This is a genomic window from Maricurvus nonylphenolicus (assembly GCF_042854845.1).
Taxonomy (GTDB): Bacteria; Pseudomonadota; Gammaproteobacteria; order Pseudomonadales; family Cellvibrionaceae; genus Maricurvus; species Maricurvus nonylphenolicus.
Map to the genome: position 1 here is coordinate 1,549,394 of NZ_AP031498.1, position 24,956 is coordinate 1,574,349.

The 24,956-nt window shown below is 45.4% G+C and carries 22 protein-coding genes; 9 read left to right on the forward strand and 13 right to left on the reverse strand.

Annotated features, from left to right (window positions below; translation table 11 throughout):
* Positions 1-42 precede the first annotated feature (42 nt).
* Positions 43-966: an alpha/beta hydrolase gene (locus tag ACGHZ6_RS06560; RefSeq protein ID WP_390618032.1), complete on the forward strand. Its 924-nt coding sequence runs from the start codon at positions 43-45 to the stop codon at positions 964-966.
* Here ACGHZ6_RS06560 and ACGHZ6_RS06565 read toward each other — a convergent pair.
* Positions 963-1,631: a helix-turn-helix transcriptional regulator gene (locus ACGHZ6_RS06565; RefSeq protein WP_390618033.1), complete on the reverse strand. Its 669-nt coding sequence runs from the start codon at positions 1,629-1,631 to the stop codon at positions 963-965. The genes ACGHZ6_RS06560 and ACGHZ6_RS06565 overlap by 4 nt on opposite strands.
* Before the next feature lie 119 nt (positions 1,632-1,750).
* Between ACGHZ6_RS06565 and ACGHZ6_RS06570 the strand changes: the two genes are divergently transcribed.
* Both ACGHZ6_RS06570 and ACGHZ6_RS06575 read left to right on the forward strand, forming a co-directional pair.
* Positions 1,751-3,016, forward strand: a complete 1,266-nt coding sequence (locus ACGHZ6_RS06570; RefSeq protein ID WP_390618034.1) for an acyl-CoA dehydrogenase family protein — start codon at positions 1,751-1,753, stop codon at positions 3,014-3,016.
* Positions 3,016-4,413 (forward strand): phosphotransferase family protein, encoded by a 1,398-nt coding sequence (locus tag ACGHZ6_RS06575; protein ID WP_390618035.1) that lies wholly within the window; start codon positions 3,016-3,018, stop codon positions 4,411-4,413. The genes ACGHZ6_RS06570 and ACGHZ6_RS06575 overlap by 1 nt, the downstream gene beginning before the upstream one ends.
* 9 nt (positions 4,414-4,422) lie before the next feature.
* Here the strand turns inward: ACGHZ6_RS06575 and ACGHZ6_RS06580 are convergent, their stop codons facing one another.
* Entirely contained in the window at positions 4,423-5,556 is a 1,134-nt protein-coding gene (locus ACGHZ6_RS06580; protein WP_390618036.1) for a helix-turn-helix domain-containing protein, read from the reverse strand.
* A 229-nt stretch (positions 5,557-5,785) separates the two neighbouring features.
* Between ACGHZ6_RS06580 and ACGHZ6_RS06585 the strand changes: the two genes are divergently transcribed.
* Together ACGHZ6_RS06585 and ACGHZ6_RS06590 are read left to right on the forward strand one after the other, a co-directional pair.
* On the forward strand, positions 5,786-7,798 hold the full coding sequence (locus ACGHZ6_RS06585) for a glycoside hydrolase family 3 N-terminal domain-containing protein (protein ID WP_390618037.1): 2,013 nt from the start codon (positions 5,786-5,788) through the stop codon (positions 7,796-7,798).
* 115 nt (positions 7,799-7,913) lie between these two features.
* Positions 7,914-10,184, forward strand: coding sequence for a TonB-dependent receptor (locus ACGHZ6_RS06590; protein WP_390618038.1), 2,271 nt, complete (start codon positions 7,914-7,916; stop codon positions 10,182-10,184).
* A gap of 55 nt (positions 10,185-10,239) precedes the next feature.
* On the opposite strand, the gene ACGHZ6_RS06595 is transcribed toward ACGHZ6_RS06590, so the two are convergent.
* Genes ACGHZ6_RS06595 through ACGHZ6_RS06610 form a run of 4 tightly spaced genes read right to left on the reverse strand, consistent with a single transcriptional unit; the run spans position 10,240 to position 14,379 of the window.
* Positions 10,240-11,292: a phosphotransferase family protein gene (locus ACGHZ6_RS06595; protein ID WP_390618039.1), complete on the reverse strand. Its 1,053-nt coding sequence runs from the start codon at positions 11,290-11,292 to the stop codon at positions 10,240-10,242.
* A gap of 23 nt (positions 11,293-11,315) precedes the next feature.
* A complete protein-coding gene (locus tag ACGHZ6_RS06600) occupies positions 11,316-12,041 on the reverse strand; it encodes an SDR family NAD(P)-dependent oxidoreductase (protein ID WP_390618040.1) in 726 nt (241 codons plus the stop codon).
* 21 nt (positions 12,042-12,062) lie between these two features.
* Positions 12,063-13,127: an alcohol dehydrogenase catalytic domain-containing protein gene (locus ACGHZ6_RS06605; RefSeq protein WP_390618041.1), complete on the reverse strand. Its 1,065-nt coding sequence runs from the start codon at positions 13,125-13,127 to the stop codon at positions 12,063-12,065.
* 34 nt (positions 13,128-13,161) lie between these two features.
* A complete protein-coding gene (locus tag ACGHZ6_RS06610) occupies positions 13,162-14,379 on the reverse strand; it encodes an acyl-CoA dehydrogenase family protein (RefSeq protein ID WP_390618042.1) in 1,218 nt (405 codons plus the stop codon).
* Between the two features lie 160 nt (positions 14,380-14,539).
* On the opposite strand from ACGHZ6_RS06610, the gene ACGHZ6_RS06615 reads away from it, so the two are divergent.
* Positions 14,540-15,274, forward strand: coding sequence for a FadR/GntR family transcriptional regulator (locus ACGHZ6_RS06615; protein ID WP_390618043.1), 735 nt, complete (start codon positions 14,540-14,542; stop codon positions 15,272-15,274).
* Between the two features lie 55 nt (positions 15,275-15,329).
* Here the strand turns inward: ACGHZ6_RS06615 and ACGHZ6_RS06620 are convergent, their stop codons facing one another.
* The 7 genes from ACGHZ6_RS06620 to ACGHZ6_RS06650 form a co-directional block, all read right to left on the reverse strand.
* A complete protein-coding gene (locus ACGHZ6_RS06620) occupies positions 15,330-15,479 on the reverse strand; it encodes a hypothetical protein (protein ID WP_390618044.1) in 150 nt (49 codons plus the stop codon).
* Between the two features lie 118 nt (positions 15,480-15,597).
* The gene (locus tag ACGHZ6_RS06625; protein WP_390618045.1) at positions 15,598-15,762 is read right to left on the reverse strand and encodes a hypothetical protein; all 165 of its coding nucleotides are present in this window, start codon (positions 15,760-15,762) and stop codon (positions 15,598-15,600) included.
* Positions 15,763-15,772: 10 nt separating this feature from the next.
* Positions 15,773-15,982 carry a hypothetical protein gene (locus ACGHZ6_RS06630; protein ID WP_390618046.1) on the reverse strand — a complete coding sequence of 70 codons (210 nt, stop codon included), beginning with the start codon at positions 15,980-15,982 and terminating at the stop codon, positions 15,773-15,775.
* Positions 15,983-16,340: 358 nt separating this feature from the next.
* Positions 16,341-17,228 (reverse strand): bile acid:sodium symporter family protein, encoded by an 888-nt coding sequence (locus ACGHZ6_RS06635; protein WP_390618047.1) that lies wholly within the window; start codon positions 17,226-17,228, stop codon positions 16,341-16,343.
* Positions 17,229-17,386: 158 nt separating this feature from the next.
* On the reverse strand, positions 17,387-18,136 hold the full coding sequence (locus tag ACGHZ6_RS06640) for a GntR family transcriptional regulator (protein WP_390618048.1): 750 nt from the start codon (positions 18,134-18,136) through the stop codon (positions 17,387-17,389).
* Positions 18,137-18,222: 86 nt separating this feature from the next.
* Complete coding sequence (locus tag ACGHZ6_RS06645) at positions 18,223-18,846, reverse strand: nitroreductase family protein (RefSeq protein WP_390618049.1); 624 nt, start codon at positions 18,844-18,846, stop codon at positions 18,223-18,225.
* A 53-nt stretch (positions 18,847-18,899) separates the two neighbouring features.
* On the reverse strand, positions 18,900-19,754 hold the full coding sequence (locus ACGHZ6_RS06650) for a fumarylacetoacetate hydrolase family protein (protein ID WP_390618050.1): 855 nt from the start codon (positions 19,752-19,754) through the stop codon (positions 18,900-18,902).
* Between the two features lie 247 nt (positions 19,755-20,001).
* Between ACGHZ6_RS06650 and ACGHZ6_RS06655 the strand changes: the two genes are divergently transcribed.
* From ACGHZ6_RS06655 to ACGHZ6_RS06665, 3 genes are all read left to right on the forward strand, one after another.
* Complete coding sequence (locus ACGHZ6_RS06655) at positions 20,002-21,651, forward strand: FAD-dependent monooxygenase (RefSeq protein WP_390618051.1); 1,650 nt, start codon at positions 20,002-20,004, stop codon at positions 21,649-21,651.
* A 32-nt stretch (positions 21,652-21,683) separates the two neighbouring features.
* Entirely contained in the window at positions 21,684-22,295 is a 612-nt protein-coding gene (locus ACGHZ6_RS06660; protein ID WP_390618052.1) for a VOC family protein, read from the forward strand.
* A gap of 329 nt (positions 22,296-22,624) precedes the next feature.
* Positions 22,625-24,931 carry a TonB-dependent receptor gene (locus tag ACGHZ6_RS06665; protein WP_390618053.1) on the forward strand — a complete coding sequence of 769 codons (2,307 nt, stop codon included), beginning with the start codon at positions 22,625-22,627 and terminating at the stop codon, positions 24,929-24,931.
* The last annotated feature ends 25 nt before the right edge of the window (positions 24,932-24,956 follow it).

A 24,956-nucleotide genomic window follows, 5' to 3' on the forward strand; every position in this document is an offset into this window, starting at 1 on the left:
TGGTTTGATATCCACAGATCAGAATAATGGTTAGGAATCTCAATGGAGATCGAAGCGCTACACCCGGAATTACGTCAAGCCTATAAACGCATCCCTGCACTGCCTCTGCACCGCAGCAGTGTAAGGTGGATGCTGAAGAAGCTGATGGGCTTGGCGCCCAATAAGAAACTGCTTGAGGGCATCTCTATTGAGGAGAAAACGCTTGGGCAGTGGGGTTTGCGCATTTATAAGCCGCAAGAGCAACAGTCCGATGCGGGCCTGCTGTGGATTCACGGCGGTGGTTTGATACTTGGCAATGCCAAAGTCGATGACCGTCAATGTGTAAAATTTGCCAAGCAGTTGGGTATTGCAGTTATCTCAGTTGAATACCGTTTAGCGCCCAAACATCCCTATCCTGCCGCCATTGATGACTGCTTTGCAGCTTGGCAGTGGTTCCAGGATGAAGCGAAAAACCTTGGAGTAAACCCGGAACGTATTGCCATTGCCGGGCAGAGTGCCGGTGGTGGTTTGGCGGCTAATTTGGCACAACGTATTTACGATGCGGACGGTGTGCAACCTGTAGCGCAAATTCTGTTTTGCCCAATGTTGGATGACCGCACCGCTGCTGATATTTCGCTGGATCCGCTGCGTCATCGTCTGTGGAGTAATATCAATAACCGTTTTGGTTGGAGTGCTTATCTATGTCAGGAGCCAGACTTAGAATCCGTGCCGCCTTACGCGGTTGCAGCTAGAAGGGAAGATTTATCCGGGTTGCCTCCAGCCTGGATTGGCGTCGGTGATATCGATTTATTCTGTGAAGAAGACAAGCATTACTTTGAGCGTCTGCAAGCCGCGGGTGTTGAAAGTGAGTTGCATATCTCACCTCAGGCGCCGCACGGTTTTGAATCGCTGGTGCCGGGGTCGAGCGTCTCGCAGGCTTTCCATGCATCCATGCTGGCGTTTCTTAAAAAAGCGCTGGCTGTTTAATCCAGCTGGTATTCATCCATTAAGCCTTTCAGATCCTCTTGAGACTGGCGATAAACCTCTATCGCCCAGCTCTCTGGATCTTCCTCATCCGGTAGCTCTGCCAGTAGCGCTTGCATCTCTTCCACCCATTGCAAACGCGCTTTAATCTGTCCTACGGCAAAACGGCTGGTCAGGGCGGCATTAATCGCGACCTCTTTTAAAATCACTCCCTTGGCGGTAAAACGACTGATTTGCGCATGCACATCGCGAATTTCTTGCAGGTTTTGTTGTTTGATTTCTTCAATGCGATCGCGCAGTGCCTGTGGGTCGCTGGCGCCGGTCAGGTAGAACTTCAGCAGCGATTTAAATTCCAGCTTGGCCGCTTCTCCCGGTTGGCTTAGCCATTCAGACAGCAGTTCCCGGCCCATGGGGGTGATGTGATATTCGGTTCTTTCCCGGCCCTGGCGGGTTTCTGTCTCGGTGCTCACTAGACCCAGCTTTGCCAGTTTCTTCGGTTCGTTATAGAGCTGGCTGGGTGTGCGGGGCAGGCTGTATTTCAGCATGCTGCGTTCCAGAAACTTGGTCAAATCGTAGGCGGATTGGGGCTTCAGCTCGATCAGCCCCAGCAGGCAGTAGGCGGTGGTGTTGAGCTTGATGGGCTTATCTTTGGTGTCAGCAGTAGGCATAGGGCTAGCGGTCTTGTATTGCTTGATGCTCTAATTTGGAGTATAAATAAAAATATACTCTAAATTGGAGTGTTGTGGGGAGAGTGTACCACAGACTTTCAGCGTTACAGGATTACCCTATGAATTTTGAGATACCCGCCGAGATCGCCAACTTTCTAACCGAGCTGGACAGCTTTATTGATGAGAAGATCAAACCCCTGGAGCAGACCGATGACAATATGCGCTTCTTCGACCATCGCCGGGAGTATGCCCGTACCGATTGGGATAAAGACGGTATTCCGGCGGAAGATTGGGAGGCACTGTTAAAGCAGGCAAAAGACCTGGCCATTGAGGCGGGTATTTATAACTACCCCTTCCCAAAAGAGTTTGGTGGCCGTGATGGCAGTAATCTGGGTATGGCCATTATCCGTGAGCATATGGCGGCGAAAGGTTTGGGGCTGCATAACGATCTGCAAAATGAACACTGTGTTGTGGGTAACAATATTGGCCTGCAATTGATGATGCACTACGGTACCGAAGCACAAAAAGCTGAATGGCTGGAAGGTTTGCAGACCGCTAATAAATTTTTCGCTTTTGGTATCACTGAACCGGAGCACGGTTCCGATGCTACTCATATGGAAACCAATGCGGTTCGTGACGGTGACGACTGGATTATTAACGGTGAAAAAACCTGGAACACCGGAGTGCATATTGCAGACTACGATATGGTGATGGCCCGTACCTCCGGTAAACCTGGGGATGCATTGGGTATCACGGCATTTATGGTGCCTATGCAAGCCCAGGGCGTTAAGGTCGAAGAGTATCTGTGGACGTTTAATATGCCGTCTGATCACGCCCATGTCAGTTTTACCAATGTGCGCGTGCCTGATAGCGCCATCTTTGGTGGTGAAGGCAAAGGCCTGCAGATTATTCAGTACTTCTTTAACGAAAACCGTATCCGTCAGGCGGCCTCCAGTTTGGGCGCAGCACAGTACTGTATTAACGAAGCTGTTGAACATGCCAATAACCGCAAGCCGTTTGGTAAACCACTGTCGGCCAATCAGGGCATTCAGTTCCCGTTAGTCGACTTGAATGCCCGCGCTGAAATGCTTCGCGCATTGATTCATAAAACCGCCTGGTTGATGGACAAAGACGGCGCCTTCTCGGTATCCGATAAAGTGTCTATGTGTAACTATCAGGCTAACCGCTTATGTTGTGAGGCGGCTGATTTTGCCATGCAGGTTCATGGCGGTATGGGATATTCTAGATATAAACCGTTTGAACATATTTACCGTCACCACCGCCGTTACCGCATAACTGAAGGTGCCGATGAAATTCAAATGCGACGTGCGGCCGGTTATTTATTTGGCTTTATGAATCAGAAAAAGCCTAAGGGAGTAAGTTAATGTCTGCTGTGGATAATTTTACTCAGGCTCTGGAATCCACCTTGGCCAGTGAAATTCCAGGTTTTGAAGCGCTGGTGGATTGTCGCCAGTTAACGGCAGGGGCGAGCCAGGAAACCTACCGCATTACCTACCGCGGTGCTGACGGTGAAACCCGCTTGGCCCTGCGACGTGCCCAGCCCACCTCAGAAACAGAATCCAGCGTGGGAGGTATTACGCTGGAGTCCGAGGCGCGTTTATTTAAACTCGCCAAGCAATACGCCATTCCAAGTCCAACAGTGATGTATGAACTGCAACCCGGCGATAACCTGGGTTCTGGCTTTGTCATGAATTGGCTGGAAGGCGAAACCATGGGCCACCGTATTAATCGTCGCCCTGAGCTTGATGATATTCGACCGCAGTTGGCTCGCTTATGTGGTGAAATTCTGGGACGCATTCACAACATTGATTGGCAAGCGGAAAAGCTGGACAGCTTTTTAGAGGTCACCGATACCCGTCAGCAAATTCAAGAGGCCTGGGATCAGTATAAAGAACTGAATGTACCCATCCCGATGATTGATTATACGGCGCGTTGGTTAATGGAAAACCTACCGCAGCAAGCTCGTACCTCTTTGGTGCATACCGATTTCCGTAATGGCAATCTGATGGTTAATCCACAGGGTATTGAAGCGGTACTCGATTGGGAGTTAGCCCATATCGGCGACCCGATTCAGGATTTAGGTTGGTTGTGTGTAAATTCCTGGCGTTTTGGTAACCGAGAGCTGGAAGTCGGTGGCTTTGGTCAGCTGGAAGATTTATTAGCCGGCTATCAAGAGGTTACTGGTGTTGACGTCAACGAGCAGGATGTTAAATTCTGGCAGGTATTCGGTTCCTTCTGGTGGTCCATCGGTACCTTACGCATGGCGCAGTCCTGGCGTACAGGTGATACACCGAGCTTGGAGCGCCCGGTGATTGGTCGCCGTTCTTCGGAAGCACAAATGGATTGTGTCGATCTGCTTATCCCGGGCGAGTTTACTTTACCGAAGCGAAAAACAGGTTTAGATCAAGGCACACAATTACCGATGCCTGCTGAACTCTTATCGGGAGTAGCTGAATTTCTCAAAGGCACCGTGGCAGAGAAAATGGATCCCCATAACCAGTTTCTTGCCAAGGTAGCCGCCAACTCATTAAGTATTGCCCAGCGGGAATTTCAGTATGGGGGTGAATTGGCACAGCAGGAAGTAGAGCGATTAAGAAATTTAATCGGGCAGGACTCTGATCTCGATAGTTTACGTTGGCTGCTTACGGAAAGATTACGTAAAGGGATTTCGTTGGACACACCTGGGTTGGCGGATTATCTACGGCAAACAGTAGCAGGCCAGCTATTTGTTGACCAACCGTACTATTCGGCACTGAAATGATTTTAATGGTTAACTATTCGTGTGGTCGTCACGAAATTTCTTGGGGTTTTTTCCCGCATGCTTGGTAAAAAACTTACTGAATTGGGAGGGCTCTGGAAACCCTAGTTGATCACTTATTACCGAGATAGGGTTGTTGGTTTCAATTAATGCTTGCTTTGCATATTGCAGTCGTAGGTGTATTTTATATTGATTGATGCTAATAGCCATTTTCTCTCGAAATAGGTGTGAAAGTCTCGACTCGGATAGTTGACAATGTTGTGCTAATTGGCTGATGGATACATTCTTGGTGAAATTCTCTTTCAAATATTGACATGCTTTTTCAATGCGCAGATCAAAAGGTGCAATATTAAGTTCCTTATTATCTTGAGAGGTTCTAATAAGAACCTGTTCAAATAAGTTGTTGTGCAGCTTGCTTGTTAATGGGGTTTCCCCGGTTTTATGTTTAAGTGCTTCATCAAAAACTGCCACTATTTGAGAAATGGTGTCAGGTTCAGAAATATCTAATTTATAAATACCTTGGCTCAAAGTAGGCCATTTCAATAGTTCAAGCCATTCTGGTTTAGGTTCAAACACAACCCAATAATGTACCCATCGGTTTGAATCTAGGGTTCGGTGAAAGTGACAAGTAGCTTCAGGAGCTAAGAGTATCGCCGTGCCAGGCTCTACTGGTATTGTTTCGCCAAACGAGTAGCTTCCAGATCCTTCAATGGTAAGCTGAAATGTCCAGGCTTTTCTATTTGAGTCATAGAAGGAAATGACATCATCTAAAAGGGATTCACCAACAATGAAGCGTGTTTTCCCAATTGTGATTGATTCGTTAAACAGTAATCTGTGGTTGAGGTTATTTAAAAAGCGTCGAATAAAGCTAGTTGCAGTTTCCTCAGTTAGTGGGGCTTTTCCTTCAAAAAACTTTGACCACCTACGTAAAATCAGCAGTCTTTCCTTTTCAAAATCATCATTTCGGGCGTGAGCATTGGCATACTGAATTCTGGCCTCATCATTTTGAGTGCTGTCAATGTTGTCAGCAATCAATTCACCAATTCCCTCCAAAGGCAAACCGTCAGCCGTTTGTGTTTTTAGCAGCATGTATATCTCTCTGGCAGCCCCAGATAGCATGGCCTGTCTTTTAGATTGGCAGTTCATGTTGCTTAACCTGTAGTTTGAATTGGCAGTGGCTTTCTTATCTATCCTATGGCTGATAGCAGGTTTTGACAAGTATTTAGCTGGTCTGTCAATGGGGAGGGCCTTTACCGAGTGATATTCTTTTGTTTATCAATTGTACGTCTCAATAGCTTAGCCGGTTAATAAGGCATGTGTTTACCCTGTTATAGGAAGGGCGTATATAACTTTCGTTGTAAACAAGAAAATACTTATGCGTAGTAGAAATATGTTCAAGATAGCTGGTTTTGGCCTATTCGGCGCTGCGGCTGCAGCTGTGGGTGGCTTCTATGCTTTCCATTATATGCAATCACAGCATAACTTTGATCAGGTAACTATAGCTGCCCCTAAGCTAAAAATTGAGGGTATCGACTTTCGGGATTTGAATAAGAATGGAAGGTTGGATGTCTATGAAAACCCCGAAGCCAGTGTGTCTGATCGAGTTGAAGATCTGCTGCTAAGGATGACCCTAGAGGAAAAGGCCGGCTTAATGTTTATCACCCCGATCAGTGTCGGAAATGAGGGGAGGTTACGGGAGCGGCCGAGTTTTGAAGATATTATAAGTCTGACCACGCCTATCAATTCTGAATTGGTGATAGGGAAGCTGATGAACCACTTTAATGTGGTGGAAGTTCCAGATCCAGTTTCTCTTGCCAAATGGCATAACAACATACAATCACTAGCTGAGCGTACGCGCTTGGGGATTCCTGTAACCATAGCCTCTGATCCAAGAAACGCATTCGGTCACAATCCAGCCGCTAGTTTGCCTGCAGGAGATTTTTCACTTTGGCCAGAACCCTTGGGTTTGGCTGCAACGCGTAATCCTGAATTAGTTCGAGAGTTTGGTCGCATCGCACGTCAGGAGTATCGAGCGGTAGGCATACATTTGGCACTGCACCCTATGGCTGATTTGGCAACCGAGCCTCGCTGGGCAAGAGCTGCAGGAACCTTTGGTGAAGATGCAGAGCTTTCAGCCCAGGTGGTATATGAATATGTAAAAGGGTTTCAGGGCGAAGAATTGAGCGGCCAGAGTGTCGCAACCATGGTTAAGCATTTTACCGGCGGAGGTCCGCAAAAGAATGGTGAAGATGCCCACTTTGCCTATGGAAAGGAGCAGGTGTACCCCGGTGAGCAGTTTGATTATCACTTGTTACCTTTCGAAAAAGGCGCATTTCCTGCGGGGGCGGCTCAAATTATGCCGTATTACGGTATACCCATGGGGCAAACAGATGAAGATGTTGGTTTCGCATTTAATAAAAGCGTAATCACCGGAATGCTTCGTGAACGTTATGGTTTTGATGGTGTCGTGTGCTCTGACTGGGGGCTTCTAACGGATGCAAAGATTTTGGGTGTGTTCACGGTTCTGGAATCGCGTAGTTGGGGGGTAGAGCATTTATCTGTTGAGCAACGCGCATTAAAAATGCTTGATGCTGGCATAGATCAGATAGGCGGAGAGCATATTCCAGAGCTAGTTGTACAGTTAGTTCGTGATGGAAAACTGAAGGAATCCCGTCTGGATAGTTCTGTAAGGCGCTTACTTAAAGATAAGTTTCTATTAGGTTTGTTTGATAATCCCTATGTTGATCCAGAAGTCGCCAAAACGCTTGTAGGGCAACAAGACTTTATTAACAAAGGAATCAGTGCCCAGCGAAAATCATTGGTATTACTTAAGAATGACGTCGTCAATGGAAGCAGTGTGTTACCGCTCGAAGGAAGGCCTAAGTTATATGTTGAAAATGTAGATAAGGATATTGCTCGTACTTTTGGCGATCTTGTCGATTCTCCTGCGGACGCTGATTTTGCCGTGTTACGCCTTGCTGCACCCTATCAACCTAGAAATGGCATCTTCGAAAGCTTTTTTCATGCAGGAGACTTGGATTTCAAAGCAGAAGAAAAAAACCGTCTACTCAAGATCATGAACCAAGTCCCAACCGTTGTTGATATTTATTTAGATCGGGCGGCAGTTATTCCTGAGATTGCAGATCGAAGTGTTGGCTTGATGGCTAATTTTGGTGCCAGTGATGAGGTTATTCTTGATGCGCTATTTGGAAAGTTCAATCCGTCAGGAAAATTACCTGTAGAACTGCCTTCCTCGATGGAAGCTGTTCGAAATCAATTTGAAGATGTTCCTTATGATTCTATAAAACCACTATATCCCTTTGGTTATGGTCTAAGTTACTTCGGAGAACAATTATTAAGTTCCAGTCACGAAGTTGCCGAGAATTAATACTTGAATTCTTTCAACATTAAGCGACGGAGACCTAAAATATCGAAATGATCTGAAGTTAACTAATTAGCACTTATAAAAATAAAATTTACTATTAAAAATAGAGAGTAACACCATGATAAAAACAAATACTTACTCTAAGTTACCCATTGCAAAATCGATCTCTGCAGCTGTTGCTGCAATGATATTAAGCCCATTAGCATTGTCTGATGATTCATTGGCGATTGAAGAAATTGTAGTGACCGCTCAGAAGCGGGCAGAAAATGTCCAGGATGTCCCTGTCTCTGTAAGCGCAATCGGTGCAGAGACGATTCAGGCCATGGGAATACAAAATACGGCAGATCTTACCAAAATTTCACCTTCTTTAACTGTTGTGGAAAGTAATAACAAAACCAATAGTGCGTTCAGTATTCGAGGTATAGGAACGAATACATTTGGTATTGGTATCGAGCAAGCCGTAGCCTTGATTGTTGATGATGTTGCTATGGTCCAACAAGGACAGGGGCTAACCTCGCTTGTTGATATAGAGCATATCGAAGTACTGAGGGGACCTCAGAGTACCTTGTTTGGTAAATCCGCCTCTGGTGGTGTCATCAGTGTGACGACCAAAAAGCCTAGTGATGAATTTTCAGGGTCCTTTGAAATTGATGTTACCGATGATGAGAGCTATCGAACCATGGCTTCTTTTTCAGGTCCGATTAACGATGAGCTGAGTTATCGGTTAACAACTCATTGGCGAGATCTAGATGGTTATATCGAAAACCTGACTCCTGGGCAGGATGATCTTAACGGTGAAGAAGGGAAGGGTATTAATGGTAAATTATATTGGGATATATCCGATTCGCTAAGCTTGGCAATAAATGCTTATTACAACAAGGAAGAGAGTGAATGTTGTGTTAGACAGCTGTCTTACATAGAGGAAGGGGTAGAGTACTTCGGTATTCCCGGATTAACCGATTTGTTAACTGCCGGTTATACCCCTAGTGATGACAACACGAAGACTCGTCTGGATCACTTACCTAATAGTGAGAATACGTCTAAGGGAATGAGTCTTCGTGCCAGTATAGATATCGGTGATTTTGAGTTACTTTCTATTACTTCATATGATGAGTGGGAGTACTTTAATTCCGAAGATGTTGATTTCGGTGATCTTGATATGTACGCCATTTTTACTATGGGGGCTTTGAATGGTGGTTTTTACTCAGATTCATATCGTAATAATGAATTCTTTTCACAGGAATTTCGCTTGGTTTCCCCGAATTACGATAACTATGATTATTTGGTAGGGTTTTATTATTCGGATTCAGAAATAGATCGCGAGTTTTTTCGGGATCACCCCCTAGCTCCCTCTGATTATACGGCAAAGTCAAGTAATCAAAATACAGCGCTATTTGGTCAGTTTAATTGGCATTTTTCTGAGGCGACTACTGTTGGTTTAGGGCTTAGATACTTAGAGGAAGAAATAGAAGGCGAGCGAACCGATGCATTAATGCCGACAGTGAGTGGTTCTGCTGATGATGAAGAGGTGGTCGGAAAAGTCTTTATTAAGCATAACTTTCAAGACGACTTGATGGTATTTGCTAGTTACACTCGCGGGTATAAAGGTCAAGCCTATGACCTTTCAGGTGGTTTTGATGCCTCTGACGCCGATAATCCAGTCGCGCCAGAAATTGCAGATGCTTATGAATTTGGCCTGAAAAGCAATTTATTTGACAAACGTGTTCAGCTAAATTTAACAGCTTTTTATACCGAGTATGATGATTTTCAGGTTCAAGGGGTTGATAATTCTGGCCCGGTAACCGAATTCAATCTGGGTAATGTCGGTGTACTTGAAACTCAAGGTGTAGAATTAGAGTCAGTTGCTCGATTGACCGAGAGCTTAACGTTGTCTTTTAATGCAGCCTATACTGATGCAACAGTAAATGATTACACGGGGCCTTGTTATATTGGTCAAACCGTAGCTCAAGGGTGTGAGATCGTTTCGGGAGCACCGGCTCAAACCGTGGATGGTGGTGTATTACCTTCTGCACCAGAATGGAAGTTTTCAGCCACATTGGATTATCAAAAATCGCTTGATGCTATGCCCTTCGATTTCTTTGCCAACGTAAACTATACATGGCAGGACGATATTCAGTTCGGCATAGATCAAAATCCGGTAACCACTCATGATGATTATGGCGTAACTAATCTTCGATTGGGGGTTGTTGATAAGGATGGTCGTTATGAATTAACTGCCTACGTCAATAATGTCTTTGATGAAAACTATGCCGGTGTTATTGGTGATACTAGTCTCGTATTCCCTGGCGGTGCAGGGACAGCGTTAGGAAGAGTTGCTCCTCGTAACGCGATGCGATATGCGGGTATAAAAGCCAAAATCAATTTTTAACTAAAGTTATAATCCGTGTCCCGTCATGACGTAAGTTGACGGGACATGGATAGAATTAAGCGAAAGCTTTAGAGTCTACCGCCGCTGTAATGGTTTCCAGAAGTAAATCAACACGCTCAGGCATTAGCTCACATTCTTCCTGAGTCAACGCCGCCGGGAATTCGCCGGTACGTGCGAACAGGGCTTTTAGTTGTGCATAAACCACAATATTGCGGTATTGGGTTAACCACCAATAGAAGTCCAAATCCTGTTTGGCAAAACCAGTCAGTTTGAAGTATTCCTCAATCACTTTGTCTCGCGGCCACCAGCCGTCAGCCTCCTTCGGCATACGGCATTGGAATTCGTAGGCAGGTTTATCGTTTGCTTCACCCCAGTAAGCCAACAGAATAGCCAGCTCATAGAAGGGATCGCCCACGGTGCACATATCCCAGTCGACAACACCGTTCGCGGTCAATGTCTCTTCGTCAACCAGCATATTGTCCAGTTTAAAATCGTTGTGGACCAAGGTGCCCAAACGTTTTTCTGGCAAGTTATCCTGTAGCCAGTCACGAATAGTACTTAGCTTTTCCAATTGCTGTTCGTCCAATACGCGAGAGCCACGTTTGTACCAACCGCTAATCTGGCGCTCCAGGAAAGCGTCGGCATTACCCAAAGACTCCAAACCAGTGGCTTGCAGATCTACCTTGTGTAATTTCGCCAGTGATTCAACCACCAGTTGACTGAGTGAATCCCCAATGTGTGGGCGATCGTTGAGTGACTCTGGCAGGTTGCGGCCAATGCAAATACCTTCACGGAATTCGCTGATACAAAAGGGCACACCAATCACGGATTCGTCATCACAGAATACCAAGCCTACAGGAGCAGGTGGATACTGCTCTTTTAAGCTCGACAGTACACGGTACTCACGGGCAACATCGTTAGCGCCCGGAGGCAGGGGGCCATCGGGTGGGCGACGCAGTACGGCTTTTTTACCGTTCAAGGTCACCACGTAGTTAAAGTTGGCAACACCACCGGACAGCCTTTTGGGCTCAATGGTAAGGTCGAGCGTATGGCCCAGACCTTCCACATACTTGGCAACCGCTTGCCATTGTTCTTGATTCATCATCATGGGTACCTGCTTACATTACCTACTTACAGCGTAGCGCCACCGTCTGCAACGATTTGTTGGCCGGTGATGTAGGCCGCCAATGGCGAGGTCAGGAATACTACAGCACCGGCAATATCAGCAGGTGAACCAAAACGGCTTAATGGAATTTGCTTAACCAATACCTTTTCCTGCTCTGGGCTGGATTGATTGGTGGTCAGTTTGGTTGGCACCATACCGGGTGCAACGGTATTAACGCGAACACCTTTGCGGCCCCATTTCATGGCCAGGGTTTTGGTCAGCTGAACCAGGCCGGCTTTACTGGCCGAGTAAGCTGGGTTGGCCGGAGCAGGGCGAATGGATACTACGGAATCCAGGTTAACAATACTGCCGCCGCTGGCTTCCAGCAACGGGTAGAATTCAGTGCACAGTTGCATGGCGCCGGTCAGGTTAATGTTGATAATAAATTCAAACCCTTCACGTTCGAATTCTTTCTTGCCCCACAGTACGGTACCGACACAGTTAACCAGTGCATCCAGGTGATCGAACTTTGTGGCAAAGGCAGAAATATCATCAGCGCTTTGCAGGTTCAGGCTATGGAATTCCATGCCGGTAAAATCATTGTCGTAAGCATCGGCGGTACGGGTACCGGTAATGTGAACGGTTGCGCCCAGCTCTTTGTACATAGTGGCAACACCGTAGCCAATGCCGTCTGAGGCACCACATACCAATACAGTTTTACCAGAATAATCTAATGCGTTTTGTACGTTCATAAATAAATCTCAAAAAATCAGTTAGGGCGTGATCATCGTTTTGATGACGCCATCTTCACGGGCTTCAAATAAACGGAAGGCTTCAGCGCCTTCGGACAGGGAGAAGTGGTGGGTAAATACACCTTCGCCTTTAATACGACCACCCTGAACCAAGGGGATTAGCTCGTCCCACAAATCGGCAATACCGGCAATACCGGCGTGCACACGCAGACATTTACCTTGCATGATTTGTAAGGGCATCTCAGTGCCTTTTTGCAAGATACCGAGGATAGACATAGAGCCACCCCAGCGCAGCATCAAGGCGGCTTGCTTGAGTGTGGGGCCAACACCCACAGCTTCAATTACCGCATCAACACCAATACAGTTTGTATCGTGCATAATGCGCTCTAACGCTTCATCCGGTGTCAGGGGAATGCCACCAAATTTAGTCGTCAGGTTGCGACGGCTTTCCTGCATATCGATGCCGTAAACGCGAGAAGCACCTACGGCCATCGCCGCTTCCGCAGCCATTAAACCGACAGGTCCCTGGCCAATCACGGCGACGCTATCACCGGGTTTTACATTGGCCATTTTTACACCGTAATAGCCTGTACCCAGTGCATCGGTTAACAGAATGGCTTGTTCGTCGGTGACGCCATCGGGAATTTTGGCTGCACCTGTATCGGCAAAGGGCACTTCCATATATTCGGCATGGCCACCGTTGAGTGCGGGTGAAATGCCATAGGCCGTACTGCCTTGACCTCGGGAGTTACCTTCACACAGGTTAATCTCGCCTCTCAGGCAGCGCTTACACTTGCCGCAACCTGAACCACCGGCAACCAGAACACGGTCACCCACTTTATGAGTCGTTACACCTTTCCCCACTTCAACCACTTCACCAATGGTTTCATGGCCGGTACAAAAGTGATCCATAGGTTTACTGTAATCATAGGGGCCAATGCGGTCACCGTGATACATATGCAAATCGGAACCACAGATGCTGCACTTCTGTACCTGAATAATCAGGTTGCGATCCTGTGATATTTTAGGATCGTCGAAGTATTCGTAACGCAGGTCTTTGGGACCATTAAAAACAAGTGCTTTCATGAGTTATCTCCTGTCAGTCACTGATTGAACTGCGTTATTTATTGACAGTTTCAACAATCGTTTGTTTGCCCAGCTGAGACATATGTACTTCACAAGGGCCATCGGTAAAGCGAATCATGCGAGCGCTGGCAAAGATGTTGGCAATGGGCGTGTCCTGAGAAATACCCATGCCACCGTGGGCTTGCATAGCGCGGTCAGCAACGTTTTGACACATTTGCGGCGCAACAATCTTGATCATGGCAATCAGGTCTTTACCTTCTTTGTTACCCACTTTATCCAGCTTGTCGGCTGCGGCCAGGGTCAACAGGCGAGCCTGTTCAATCTCGCAGCGAGACTTGGCTACGTCCTGACGGATACTGCCTTGTGCAGAGAGTTTTTTACCAAACGGCGCGCGTTCTTCAACGCGGTGACACATCAGATCCAAACAACGCTGGGCAGCACCGATTTGACGCATGCAGTGGTGGATACGGCCTGGGCCAAGGCGACCCTGCGCAATTTCAAAACCGCGACCTTCACCCAGAATCATGTTTTCTACCGGTACTCGCACATTCTCAAGCAGAACTTCACCGTGACCTTGCGGCGAGTGATAGTGGTTCATTACTTTTAATGGACGCACCAGGGTGACCCCAGGGGTGTCTTTTGGAACAATAATAGTCGACTGTTGTAAGTGCTTGGGTGCATCAAAGTCGGTTTTACCCATGACCAACAACAGCTCACAACGTGGGTCATAAACACTGGATGCCCACCATTTACGGCCGTTTATCACGTATTCATCGCCGTCGCGAACAATGGAACACTCAACATTGGTGGCATCGGAACAGGCATTTTGCGGCTCGGTCATCAGGTAAGCGGAACGGATTTCGCCTTCCAGCAGTGGCTGCAGCCAACGTTGTTGCTGAGCGGGCGTTCCGTAACGTGCCAGCACTTCCATATTGCCGGTGTCTGGCGCGCTACAGTTGAAGACTTCACTGGCCCACTCAACGCGGCCCATCAGTTCTGCCAGAGGGGCGTACTCCAAGTTAGTCAAACCGGGACTGAATTCACCATACTCTTTAGGTAGGAAGAAGTTCCAGAGGCCTTCGGCTTTGGCCTTGGCTTTGAGTTCTTCCATGATAGGCGGAACAACCCATAGATTAGCTGGGTCAGTAATAAACTCTTCGTAAGCCTCTTCATTAGGATAAATATACTCCTGCATAAAGGCTTCAATACGAGCCATTAGCTCCTGTACCTTCTCCGTATGTTCAAAATTCATAGCCAGCCTCTTAACTCTGCAAACGCTTAATAGTGAAAATATATTGTCGGATTGTCCGACAATTATTAATCTATAGACATCGACGAGGTGAGTCAATAGGCTAGGCACCCTTCATACAGGTGCGAAATAGGTACCTAGAGTAGGTAAAGAGCAGGAAAATATGGCCCAACCATTACAGCGTGAACCCTTATACCGTCAGATCTACAACCAGCTGGAAGCCCGAATTGTTAGTGGGGAGCTGCAGGTAGGGGATACGCTGCCCTCAGAGACGGAACTGGCGGAAAACTACGGTGTTCACCGCTCATCGGTACGTGAAGCCCTGCGCCTACTTGAGGAAAATGACCTGGTAGGCCGTGCCCCAGGCAAGAAGAAGCTGACGGTGACAGCCCCTAAACACGAGAACCTGTCTCGTCGAATCTCAACTTCCATGTTGATTGATCAGGTCACCTTGGGTGAGGTGTATGAGTCTATCCTGATGCTTGAGCCGACTTTGGCTGGTCTGGCGGCTGACCGGGTGAAGCCAGAGTTGGTGGATCGTCTGGAGCAGAATCTGGCGGATATGCGAGATGTGTTGGATGATAACGCACGCCTTGAAATCCTTGATCGGGAGTTTCACAGTCTGTTAGCTGAAGCCTCTGAGAACCGTGTTTTGCAATGGAGCCGGTTGGGGATGAGTGAGTTGTTTTACCCTGCAGAAAGCAAGCTGTTGGCGAACTTGGAGGATGCCAATGTGCGTATGCTAAAAGCGCACGAAAATATTGTGGCGGCGATTAAACAAAAAGATCGCACTGGTGCGGAAGAGTGGGCACGCAAGCATGTGCAGGATTTTGGTCGCGGTTGTGAAAAATTGGGTTACAGCCTAAGTAGTCAGCCCAATAGTTTTGACGTTGAGTAATATTAACCAAAGCAATAAGAAGGATTGCTTTGGTTAATCGTTCTGGTTATTCAATTCAATCGCGCAAAACGCAGGCTCTATCGCCATAGTAATTATCCCTGTAGTTGCATATGCATACCTGATCGTTGTTTTGCGGTTTGTCTTCGGCATGGGTGTACTGTCCGGTAATCATGCCGCGGATAGTCTCTTCTATCGTTAACTTCATAACTATTCTCCTAATCTAGATGGGTTGCCCTTATTGGTTTGTAAGAGCGAGAAAGCAGTGTCATACATTTAGTGTTATTAGGAAAATTAAATAAGTGGATGTGCGTAATAGGTATTCTCTAATGGAGATCTTCCTTATCGTGCATTTTTTCGAACAACTGGGCTAGCTTGGGGATATTGGTATTAACCATATCGGCGTATTCATCGGCTTTTTCCTTTCCTAAGCTGACATGGGAAAAGCACATATGAATCTCATAATCTCCTACTTCATATATCGGTTTCACATTTATTCCCTTATGCGAACGCCAGTATGCGGTACTGGAAGGTGTGGATAAGATTAGTTGCGAGCGTCCAGTGGTGAACATTTTTACAGGCTGTTGTCTGTGAACCGTGATCTGTAATTTGTGGGGTGGGAAAGCCTGGAAAATAACAGTAGGGATCAATGATTCGAGTAAAGGCAATATTAAATGGCTTAAGCTCAGATAGATTTTTTGTGAATTTCATATAGCTGTCCTTTAGCGCATAAAGATAGGCTTTATTAGTAAGAATTTTAAAACACTGAATGTTGAGAAAAAGTATTGGCCAGAGAAGGCTTGGCTACAGCGATCCGTCTAACTTCAGTAAAGCATTTAGAGGTTGGACGGGCTATTCACCGAATAAGTATCACGAGATGGCCAAGAAGAGCCTGATTGGCGATTGATGGGCACTTTTATCGCATCAAGTATTTTTAATCAGCTTGTTTGTCCTGCTTGCAGCTTATCAAAGTCTTCTACAGATGGTAGCGTTTTAGAATCTTCCGCTTAAATCGGTGGAATATTATCTTTGGTAAATTCTGTCAGAACTTCATCGGGCGTGTTATCCATCAGTTCATAAGTTTCTTGTGGGATAGCAATAAGGATCCTGCAACCAGTAGCTGTATTGCGCCGTAGAATAGCAGACAGAACATTACGGTATTACCTATAGCGTCGGTGTTCTCTCCTGCATGAGGGAATAGTGAAACCGTTATCAGAATACCTAAGTTAACATTGCGAATGGCAACTTCAAACTCGATTGCTGTGGCGCTGGGTCGGGACAACCCTATAGCCCGACAAGCTAGCCAGGCAATAAACGCGAATACGATAATAAGCATCGAAAAAAGTAGCATATTCTTCGGGCCAAACACATCGGTGTCAAGTCTGCCGGTCAAGGATGAGCCGATGACAATTAGCAGAATTACGAATAATGAAACTCTCACCGACCACTTGGAAATTGTTGGTGCAATATGAGGGTAGTAGTTTAAAAGTAGCATGCCTAGAGAGAGCGGTATGATTAACGTCCAGAATATTTCTTGAACAATTTTTTCTGTAGGCATTTGGAAACCGGCAGGAAGATACTGCTCGGCTAGTAACTCTAAAATGATAGGTGTAGTTATTAAGCATGCTAAGGTTGTGAGGCCTGTTACCGCAATGGATAGAGCTGTATTTCCTCTGGCAAGGAAAGTGAAAATGTTAGATGAGGTTCCGCCGGGTATTGCCGCTAGAATCACGACTCCCACAGCGATACCCGCTGGCAGTTGAAGTACCAGGATAAATAGGTAAGCGAGTAAAGGTACGATGAGAATTTGTATGGCAATACCCGTTCCTACGGCTATAGGTTCCTTAATAACATCCAAAAAATCCCGGGTTGTTAGTGCTGCACCCATGCCAAACATTGCTGTGATTAACTGAAAAGCAGCAAGCCAGTATTCAGATTGAAGGTACAGTTCTTTCACTTCTAATTCTCCAAGGTTAAGCCTTTCCGAAAGAGATCCTTTCGGTTTTTTTACGTTTTAATTATCTGAGAATATTAGCACATTAAAATATAATCGTATATGTATATGTGATTTTGTGCAAAGCTATGAGCTATGTAGAAGGTTAGGTTGTTAAGGTGCTAGCTTAACGTATTCGCGTGCCATGAGTTTGTGGAGAAATCATAATCTTCCACAGGAGAGCTCTGATCAGGGTGTAAGTAAATCTGAACCCATTCAAGGATTTCCCCTGCTTCGTCGGAGAGTGACATATTGTGTGTCAGTAGTGGTGTATGCAGAGGGACGGAGAGGTGATTTGCTATTGTGTCATCAGCAGATGAAACCACAATTCTTCTTTGCGCTGTTACAGGTATTTTCCCGGCCTGCATAAGAATCTGATACATGGGAAGTCGATCAAGGTCTTTCTTTTTGTGCTTATTACCAATTTCTGGAAGTTGAAAATTTACTGCCAAGCTATGTAGTTTGCCTGCGAAAAATCGTAGTCTTGAGCATTGCCATATATTCGAACCAAGAGGCAGGTTAAATTTTTCACAAGCTTCAGCGTTACTTATGACAAGACCTTTGGAAAGCAGTGTATAGGTATAGGGGGAGCTAGGTTCACCGAGGAAAACCGCTGGGGCTCCTTCGTTATTTACCTTTGGCGCTCTAATAACCTTTGTGCGCTTGCCTCTGCCTTTTTCAATCCAGCCTTCTTCTGCAAGTCTATTAAGTGCTTTTCGGGAAGTGATAACACTTACACCAAATCTTTCAGCTAATCCTGCTTCTCCAGGAAAGTCATCTTTTCCTACCCACAAACCGTTATTTATCTCAGATGTTATCTGCAGGTAAATCTGGTAGTGAAAAGGGATGTCTGGGTTAAACAGAACTGACACGCAGGTTTCCTTTAATCGTATTGGGGGTAAGCAGAGTTAATAATATCACTCCTATAGGTAAGAGGGTACCCTAGCCTTAGCTTGAGCTATTTCAAATCTACGCAAGTGCTGTCAATAAAAGAAAAATCCTCGATAGCTTTTCGTGTTCTTGTATGTGTTTCTTCTAGCGCATGCTTTTTAGACAGTTCTTCAGTTGACCCCGGATAGCCTATCGCAATTGCACTAAGCACCGAGTAGGAACGAGGTATATTGAATATCTTTCTAATTTTGAATGGATTAAAGCCGAGCATTTGGTGAAAAACCAGCCCTTCTTCGGCTGCCTGTAGCGCCATTTGTCCCGTTGCCATACCGGCTTCGTATTTGTGTAGCCAATTAGGAATCAGTTTTTTACTGGGCATTTTTTTATATGACAGGGAAAACATAAGGACTGGCGCCTTTAGGGCCCAGCTGTTGCCCTTAGCAAGCGAGTCTCTGGCGGCTGATAGCAATTCTGGGTTGTTTGTTGTTGCCACCGCATAGGCCCAGGGTTGACCGTTAAAGGCCGAGGGTGCCCAGCGAGCGGCTTCAAATAGCCGCTCTAAGGTGTGTTCGGAGACCGCTTTATCTGGATCGATTGCGCGGGAGCTTCGCCGTGTTAGGATTTGGGGGATAACTTCAGTGACTGGATCCTTATGTTCAGCAGAATCCGGATTGTCAGTTGCATTATGCACGATGGTAGTTCCTATTCTTCAGTCTGTCGATAGTTGGGAGTGTTAGTACGGATCTAATTATCTTGCTGAATGGGGTTACAGAGGGTACCTATTTGAGGGATGGTAACTTCTACGGTATCCCCTTGCTGTAACCATCGGTTTGAAATGGCGCCAACCCCTTCGGGAGAGCCAGTTAGGATGACATCGCCTACCTGTAAGGGGAAAATTTGTGAAATATAACTAATTAGTTCGGCGAAGCTGAAAATTAAATCATCCATTTCTAACCGTTGCCGAACTTCACCATTAACTCTGGTGGTGAGTGACAAATTGTTTGGATCAGAAACCTCATCAGCCGTTAATAGCCAGGGACCGAATGCACCACTTGAGGCAAAGTTCTTACCCGCGGTAACTTGATTGGAATGCATTTGGTAGTCCCGAATACTGCCATCGTTAAAGCATGAATAACCGCCAATATGCTCAAGCGCGTTGTTTTTGTCGATGTTACGACCTTCTTTCCCGATGATAATTGCTATCTCTCCCTCGTAGTCCAGATAGGACGATGTGCTCGGCACAAGCATCGGCTGTTGGTGCCCTACATAAGAAAACGGGCTCCGCATAAACAGGCGAGGAAATTTTGGGTAAACCCCTGGTTCTCTTCCCATAAGCTCCGCGGTTTCTTCAAAGTGGCTTTTTGTGTTGAGCCCAATACCAATAATATGGCTGCTGTCCAGGATGGGGGGAAGGAATTTTACGTCAGCGGCAGACCAGTCTGTATCGCCGCTTAGAAATTCTTCCAGGTGGCGAACGCCTTCTTTAAGTCCTTGCTTTATATCGGTTATTCCGCTTTTCTTGCCCAGGTCGATAATGCCCTTATCGGTCACCGCCCCCCAAGAAATCCCATCATCTACCTGAAATGTTGCTAGCTTCATAAATCTTCTCCGGAGGGATTAAAACATATAATCATATGTGTTTAGTTTTCATGGGTCAATTTTCTGTTCTCTAACGAGGGTATGTCTTATATATAGCTAATATCCATAAATTTAAGGGTTTATAGGTCTTATTGATATAGATCAATTTTAGTCTCTTGACTGAAAGCATTTTAAATATAATCATATATGTATATTAGTTATCCAGGGTTCCTGGACCAGCTGATTTAAACATTTCAAGGGGTTGTATATGTCAAAAATAGAAAATAACGAAATGCTTACTCAGTATGAGGTGATCATTGTTGGTGCTGGTCCAGTGGGCTTAACTGCTGCGCTTGCGCTGGGTAAGCGTGGTATTAACTGTCTGCTTGTTGAGAGGAGCAAAGAGGTAGGTTTTCTGCCAAAGATGGACCTTACCAACCCTCGTTCTATGGAGATATTTGGTCGTTTAGGGCTGGCAGAGAAGATCATAGAGCGGGCATGGCCGCGAGATGCTCATTTTGATGTGTATGTTGGTGAGTCGTTAGATAAACCGCACCTGGTTAAGCTCGATTATCCATCCATAGATGAAATGGAAACAAGCATCAATGAATCTGAGGATGGTAGCGAGCCTCGTTATCCCTATGTGCGTATCGCTCAATACAACTTAGAGGCTCTTTTGCTGGAGGAAGTGAAGAAGTTTTCCTGTATCGATGTTCGATATGGGCATGCCTTTACGAATCTTTTACAAGATGATGAAAGTGTTACCGCTAAGGTAACTTGTCAAGATGGCTCTGAAGCCACTGTTAGAGGTCAATATCTGATCGGATGTGATGGTGGTTCCAGTAAAGTTCGCGGTGAATTAGGTATCAATTACACTGGAACACCAAAAGTCGCCACAAATTATATGGTTTTCTTCCGCTGTGATGATCTGCTTGAGAAAGCCAATCTGCAAGCCTTTAGGCATTACAACATTATTCGTGGCGAGCGAGCAGGGATTCTTATTGCGCAAGATGACCTCAAGCATTGGTCTGTACATATCAGTGTTGATGCTGATGTAAACGATGATGAGTTAGATCCATGTAAAGAGGTTAACGATCTACTTGGCCTTGATTTAGGTATTGATGTGATTCATGCAGGAAGCTGGACGCCTCATTTGTTGGTGGCCGAAAGCTATTCTAAAGGAAGAGTTTTTCTGGCCGGAGACTCTGCTCACCAATATATACCAACCGGTGGATTTGGTATGAATACCGGAGTTCCTGAAGCAGAAAATATTGCGTGGAAAATAGCCGCGGTGCTTAAAGGCTGGGCATCCCCCAAAATACTTGAAAGTTATCAGGAGGAGCGTTTGCCTACGGCAGAGCGTTCTCGCAAAGCATCAGAGTATGCAGCCGTTGGAGTGTTTTTTTGGCGCATTGAATATAACTCTTCTATTCATGATGAAACGCCTGCAGGGAAATTTCAAAAACGTAAATTTTTAAATGCAGTAAATACTTTTCAGCGCAGAAGTCATGAGCAGCGTGGTACCGAGATGGGTTACCGCTACTTACAATCATCCATTGTATTACCTGATTTATTACCCGCACCGGATCCAGATTGCCCCTACTATACCCCAACTGCGTCACCAGGTGCTCGACTGCCGCATATGTGGATGGCAGAAGGCGTGTCTTTACATGATGAGCTTGGCGAAGATATGAGTCTTATTGCTATAGATGCCTCCGAAATTGACATTGAAAAAATTGTCGAAGCGGCTAAAGAGCGTCGGGTTCCATTGAAGGTTGTTCGATGTGATGGGCGTAGTGATATGAATAAAGTATATGAGGCCAAATTAATTCTTGTCCGTCCTGATCTACATGTCACTTGGAGAGGTGATCAGGTTGAAGATGCTGGAGATATTATGAATGTCGCAGTTGGTTGTTAACTTAAAATATATGTAAAGAGTGGAGATTTATTATGTCAGAAGTCATACAAAAGGCGTATATCCCAGAGCATAAAGGTGGATTTCGGCCAAAAGAATATGCTCATATCGTATTTAAAACGGCTCAAGTTGATAACATGATTGAGTGGTATTGTACGGTGCTAAACATGCAGCCTGTTTTAAGAAGTTCAATGATCAACTTCTTAACTTGGGATGGATCGCAAGATCGCTTAGCAATCGTACCAATGCAAGATCCTGAGCCTCGAGCTAAAAATGCTCCAGGTTTACATCATGCTGCATTCGAGGTTGATTCCGTTGCTGATCTTGTTGAGCGTTATCGATTCCTAAAAGAAAAAGGAATTATGCCTACCAGTTGTGTTAATCATGGCGTGGCTACAGCGATTTATTATGTGGATCCCGACGGTAATGAGATCGAACTAACATGTGAGTCATTTAAAACTCCTGAACAGGCCAATGCGTGGTTTGCAACCGGTGCGTTTGATGACAATCCTTATGGTGTGCCATTTGACCCAGAAGAGCTTTGTGCTCGAGTAGATGCTGGAGAGTCAGAAGAATCAATTAATCAGCCGCATAAAACACATGCTACATGGTTGAAAGATATTTTAAGTGCGCAACCAGAGTCATAAGTTTTACAGGTTCGATAAGTAAATCGGTTCTTTAATATAAAGTCGATAACATCTTTCTGTTGTAGTGCTTGGTCTGCATTCTGTGTGGGCCCTTTTAAATTTTTATATTGAACGTAGTCAGACTCCTAATGGGAATAATTGTTTAGCTTGGTTTTGGGTTTTTGATGCTGGAGGGAGGTCTTGTCATTGATTCACTGTTGGGTGTCACAAAACCATGGGGAAAGGCTTTATTTTGTGTGATAAATTTTTAAATGAGAAAAAGAGAGTTGTTTTGTTTGGGTAGCCCCAAGTCAATTTATGATAACTAAATAATTATAAAGGTATGAGCAATGAAACTATCAAGAAATTTTCTTCCAAAAGCTATTGCGGCTAGTTTAGCAGTTTCCTCTTTTAATATAAGTGCTGAAGAAGGGTTTGCATTAGAGGAAATTGTGGTTACCGCGCAAAAGCGTGCACAGAGTCTTCAAGAGGTACCAATATCTGTTAATGCTGTATCGGGCGAATTTATCGAAGATTCGGGTATTTCCAATCTGGAAGAGCTATCGTCTTTTGTACCTAATTTGAATATCAGTAAATCGCCTGGCGCTAATAAGATTGTTATTCGAGGCTTAGGATCATCTGCAAATCCGTCCTTTGAGCAAGCTGTAGGTCTATATGTTGATGGTATCTATGGTGGAAAATCACGTCAGTTTCAAGTTCCCTTTATGGATGTTGAGCGTGTTGAGGTACTTAGAGGTCCTCAAGGTGTTTTATTCGGTAAAAATAGCATTGCTGGTGCGGTAAGTATTATTAGTGCAAAGCCCAGCGATGAGTTCGAGGCTGAGATTACAGGAAAGTATGAGCTTGAAAATAATGGTTACCAAGTAGACTCGTTTGTATCGGGTGAGTTAGCTGAAAATCTCTACGGTCGTCTTACATTAAGGCACACTGATAATGGCGAGTATATTGATAACATTGAGCTGAATGAAGATCAGCCTGATGCGGAGAATGAAGCCGTTCGAGGTGTTTTGGTTTGGGATGTGAGTGACGTTACTGAGATTACCCTAAAAGCAGAGATGGCTGAGATGGATCAGGACGGTAGCGGCTTTCAGGTCTCTGCACTGGATGCGTCGGCTCCGGCTTCTGGTCCAGATGCATTGATTCAAGCTGCTGCTATACCGTTAATGCAGGCTAGTGGTGAGGACTTTGATTTAAATGATAAACGTACAGCAAATGCTCCTAATTATTTGGAGTTAGAATCAGATAATTTGGCATTAAGTATTGAACATGATATTAGCGATAATAAGTTGACGTATCTTTTAGGTTTTTCACAGTACGATGTGCAGTCTGCCACTGATCTTGATTTTTCGGCATTGGATCTGCTGTCTAGTGAAGCGAAAGAAGAATTTAACCAGGTGTCCCATGAGCTGAGAATTGCTTCTCCTGTGGGAGAGACTTTCGAGTATGTGGCTGGAGTTTATTACCTTGACCGCGAATTTGAGGTGACCAGTGTTAATAATCTTGATCTGGGGCTCGTAGCAGGATTACCTGGTGGTGCCGGCTTGGCATTGTTAAGTCATAGCCAATACTCCGATTTTAAAGAGGATGCAGATGCATGGTCTGTATTCTTCCAAGGAACTTGGAATATATCGGAAACACTGAGAGCAACGTTAGGTGCTCGTTATACAGATGAAACCAAAGAAGCAGATTATAACTACCGATCTACTGTTTTAGGGGATACAAGCACTTCGCACCCCGCAGCAGGAACATCTTTATTGGCTTTAGGCGTGGCAGATTCTGATTTAGCGAGAAAGCGTACAGAGACCAGTTTTGATCCGACGTTCAACCTGCAATGGGACTTTAATGAATCTGGAATGGCATATTTTACCTGGACTAAAGCTACAAAGGCAGGTGGGTATAACTCAACCCACAATACCCCTAATCCAGAAAACTTTGAGTTTGAAGAAGAAAATGCAGAAAGTTTAGAGTTAGGTGTGAAGCTGGATCTTCTTGATGGTCGAGCAAGAATTAATGCTGCTTACTTCTATACCGAGTTTGAGGACTTGCAGGTTTCCTCTTTTGATGGATCAAACTTTGTGACTGGCAATGCCGCTGAAGCTACAAGTCAAGGTGTAGAAGTAGAAGCGAGTTATGCACTAGCTGAGGATCTGATTGTAGGTAGTAATCTTTCCTGGTTGGATGCACGTTATGATAGTTATTTGGGATCCTGCCCAACGAACGCCAATGAATGGAGCTCAAGTTGTGTGAGTTCAGCTGGTGCTTCACAGGATCTCTCAGGCGTTAGACTGGAGCAAGCTCCAGAGTGGAGTGGTACCATTTTCGCCGATTACAGTACTAATATTTCAGATTCTTTAATCTTTAGCGCGCGTATTGATGCGGTTTACTCTGATGAGTATACCTTGAATGCGAATAATGACAGTTATAACGTTCAGGACAGCTTTTGGAAAATGAATCTGCGTTTAGCGCTGGATAGCGCTGATGAGCGTTGGACGGTGGCTTTACTGGGTTCAAACCTAACCGATGAGACAACAGCAAATTTTGGTAGTTCTCTGTATGGCATTCCAGGAGGGTACTGGTCAAATGTAGCGCCTCCTAGGCAGATTGAACTTTCAGCCACTTACCGTTTTGGCAAGTGATTAGCTAAATAATAAGTAGTAAATT

Bases quoted from the DNA above. Each gene is read 5' to 3' on its own strand.
- ACGHZ6_RS06610 (WP_390618042.1), bottom strand. From the start codon at position 14,379: ATGAATTTTGAACATACGGAGAAGGTACAGGAGCTAATGGCTCGTATT.
- ACGHZ6_RS06600 (WP_390618040.1), bottom strand. From the start codon at position 12,041: ATGAACGTACAAAACGCATTAGATTATTCTGGTAAAACTGTATTGGTA.
- ACGHZ6_RS06585 (WP_390618037.1), top strand. From the start codon at position 5,786: ATGCGTAGTAGAAATATGTTCAAGATAGCTGGTTTTGGCCTATTCGGC.
- ACGHZ6_RS06660 (WP_390618052.1), top strand. From the start codon at position 21,684: ATGTCAGAAGTCATACAAAAGGCGTATATCCCAGAGCATAAAGGTGGA.
- ACGHZ6_RS06570 (WP_390618034.1), top strand. From the start codon at position 1,751: ATGAATTTTGAGATACCCGCCGAGATCGCCAACTTTCTAACCGAGCTG.
- ACGHZ6_RS06605 (WP_390618041.1), bottom strand. From the start codon at position 13,127: ATGAAAGCACTTGTTTTTAATGGTCCCAAAGACCTGCGTTACGAATAC.
- ACGHZ6_RS06560 (WP_390618032.1), top strand. From the start codon at position 43: ATGGAGATCGAAGCGCTACACCCGGAATTACGTCAAGCCTATAAACGC.
- ACGHZ6_RS06615 (WP_390618043.1), top strand. From the start codon at position 14,540: ATGGCCCAACCATTACAGCGTGAACCCTTATACCGTCAGATCTACAAC.
- ACGHZ6_RS06650 (WP_390618050.1), bottom strand. From the start codon at position 19,754: ATGAAGCTAGCAACATTTCAGGTAGATGATGGGATTTCTTGGGGGGCG.
- ACGHZ6_RS06590 (WP_390618038.1), top strand. From the start codon at position 7,914: ATGATAAAAACAAATACTTACTCTAAGTTACCCATTGCAAAATCGATC.
- ACGHZ6_RS06630 (WP_390618046.1), bottom strand. From the start codon at position 15,982: ATGAAATTCACAAAAAATCTATCTGAGCTTAAGCCATTTAATATTGCC.
- ACGHZ6_RS06575 (WP_390618035.1), top strand. From the start codon at position 3,016: ATGTCTGCTGTGGATAATTTTACTCAGGCTCTGGAATCCACCTTGGCC.
- ACGHZ6_RS06655 (WP_390618051.1), top strand. From the start codon at position 20,002: ATGTCAAAAATAGAAAATAACGAAATGCTTACTCAGTATGAGGTGATC.
- ACGHZ6_RS06620 (WP_390618044.1), bottom strand. From the start codon at position 15,479: ATGAAGTTAACGATAGAAGAGACTATCCGCGGCATGATTACCGGACAG.
- ACGHZ6_RS06595 (WP_390618039.1), bottom strand. From the start codon at position 11,292: ATGATGATGAATCAAGAACAATGGCAAGCGGTTGCCAAGTATGTGGAA.
- ACGHZ6_RS06565 (WP_390618033.1), bottom strand. From the start codon at position 1,631: ATGCCTACTGCTGACACCAAAGATAAGCCCATCAAGCTCAACACCACC.
- ACGHZ6_RS06665 (WP_390618053.1), top strand. From the start codon at position 22,625: ATGAAACTATCAAGAAATTTTCTTCCAAAAGCTATTGCGGCTAGTTTA.
- ACGHZ6_RS06580 (WP_390618036.1), bottom strand. From the start codon at position 5,556: ATGAACTGCCAATCTAAAAGACAGGCCATGCTATCTGGGGCTGCCAGA.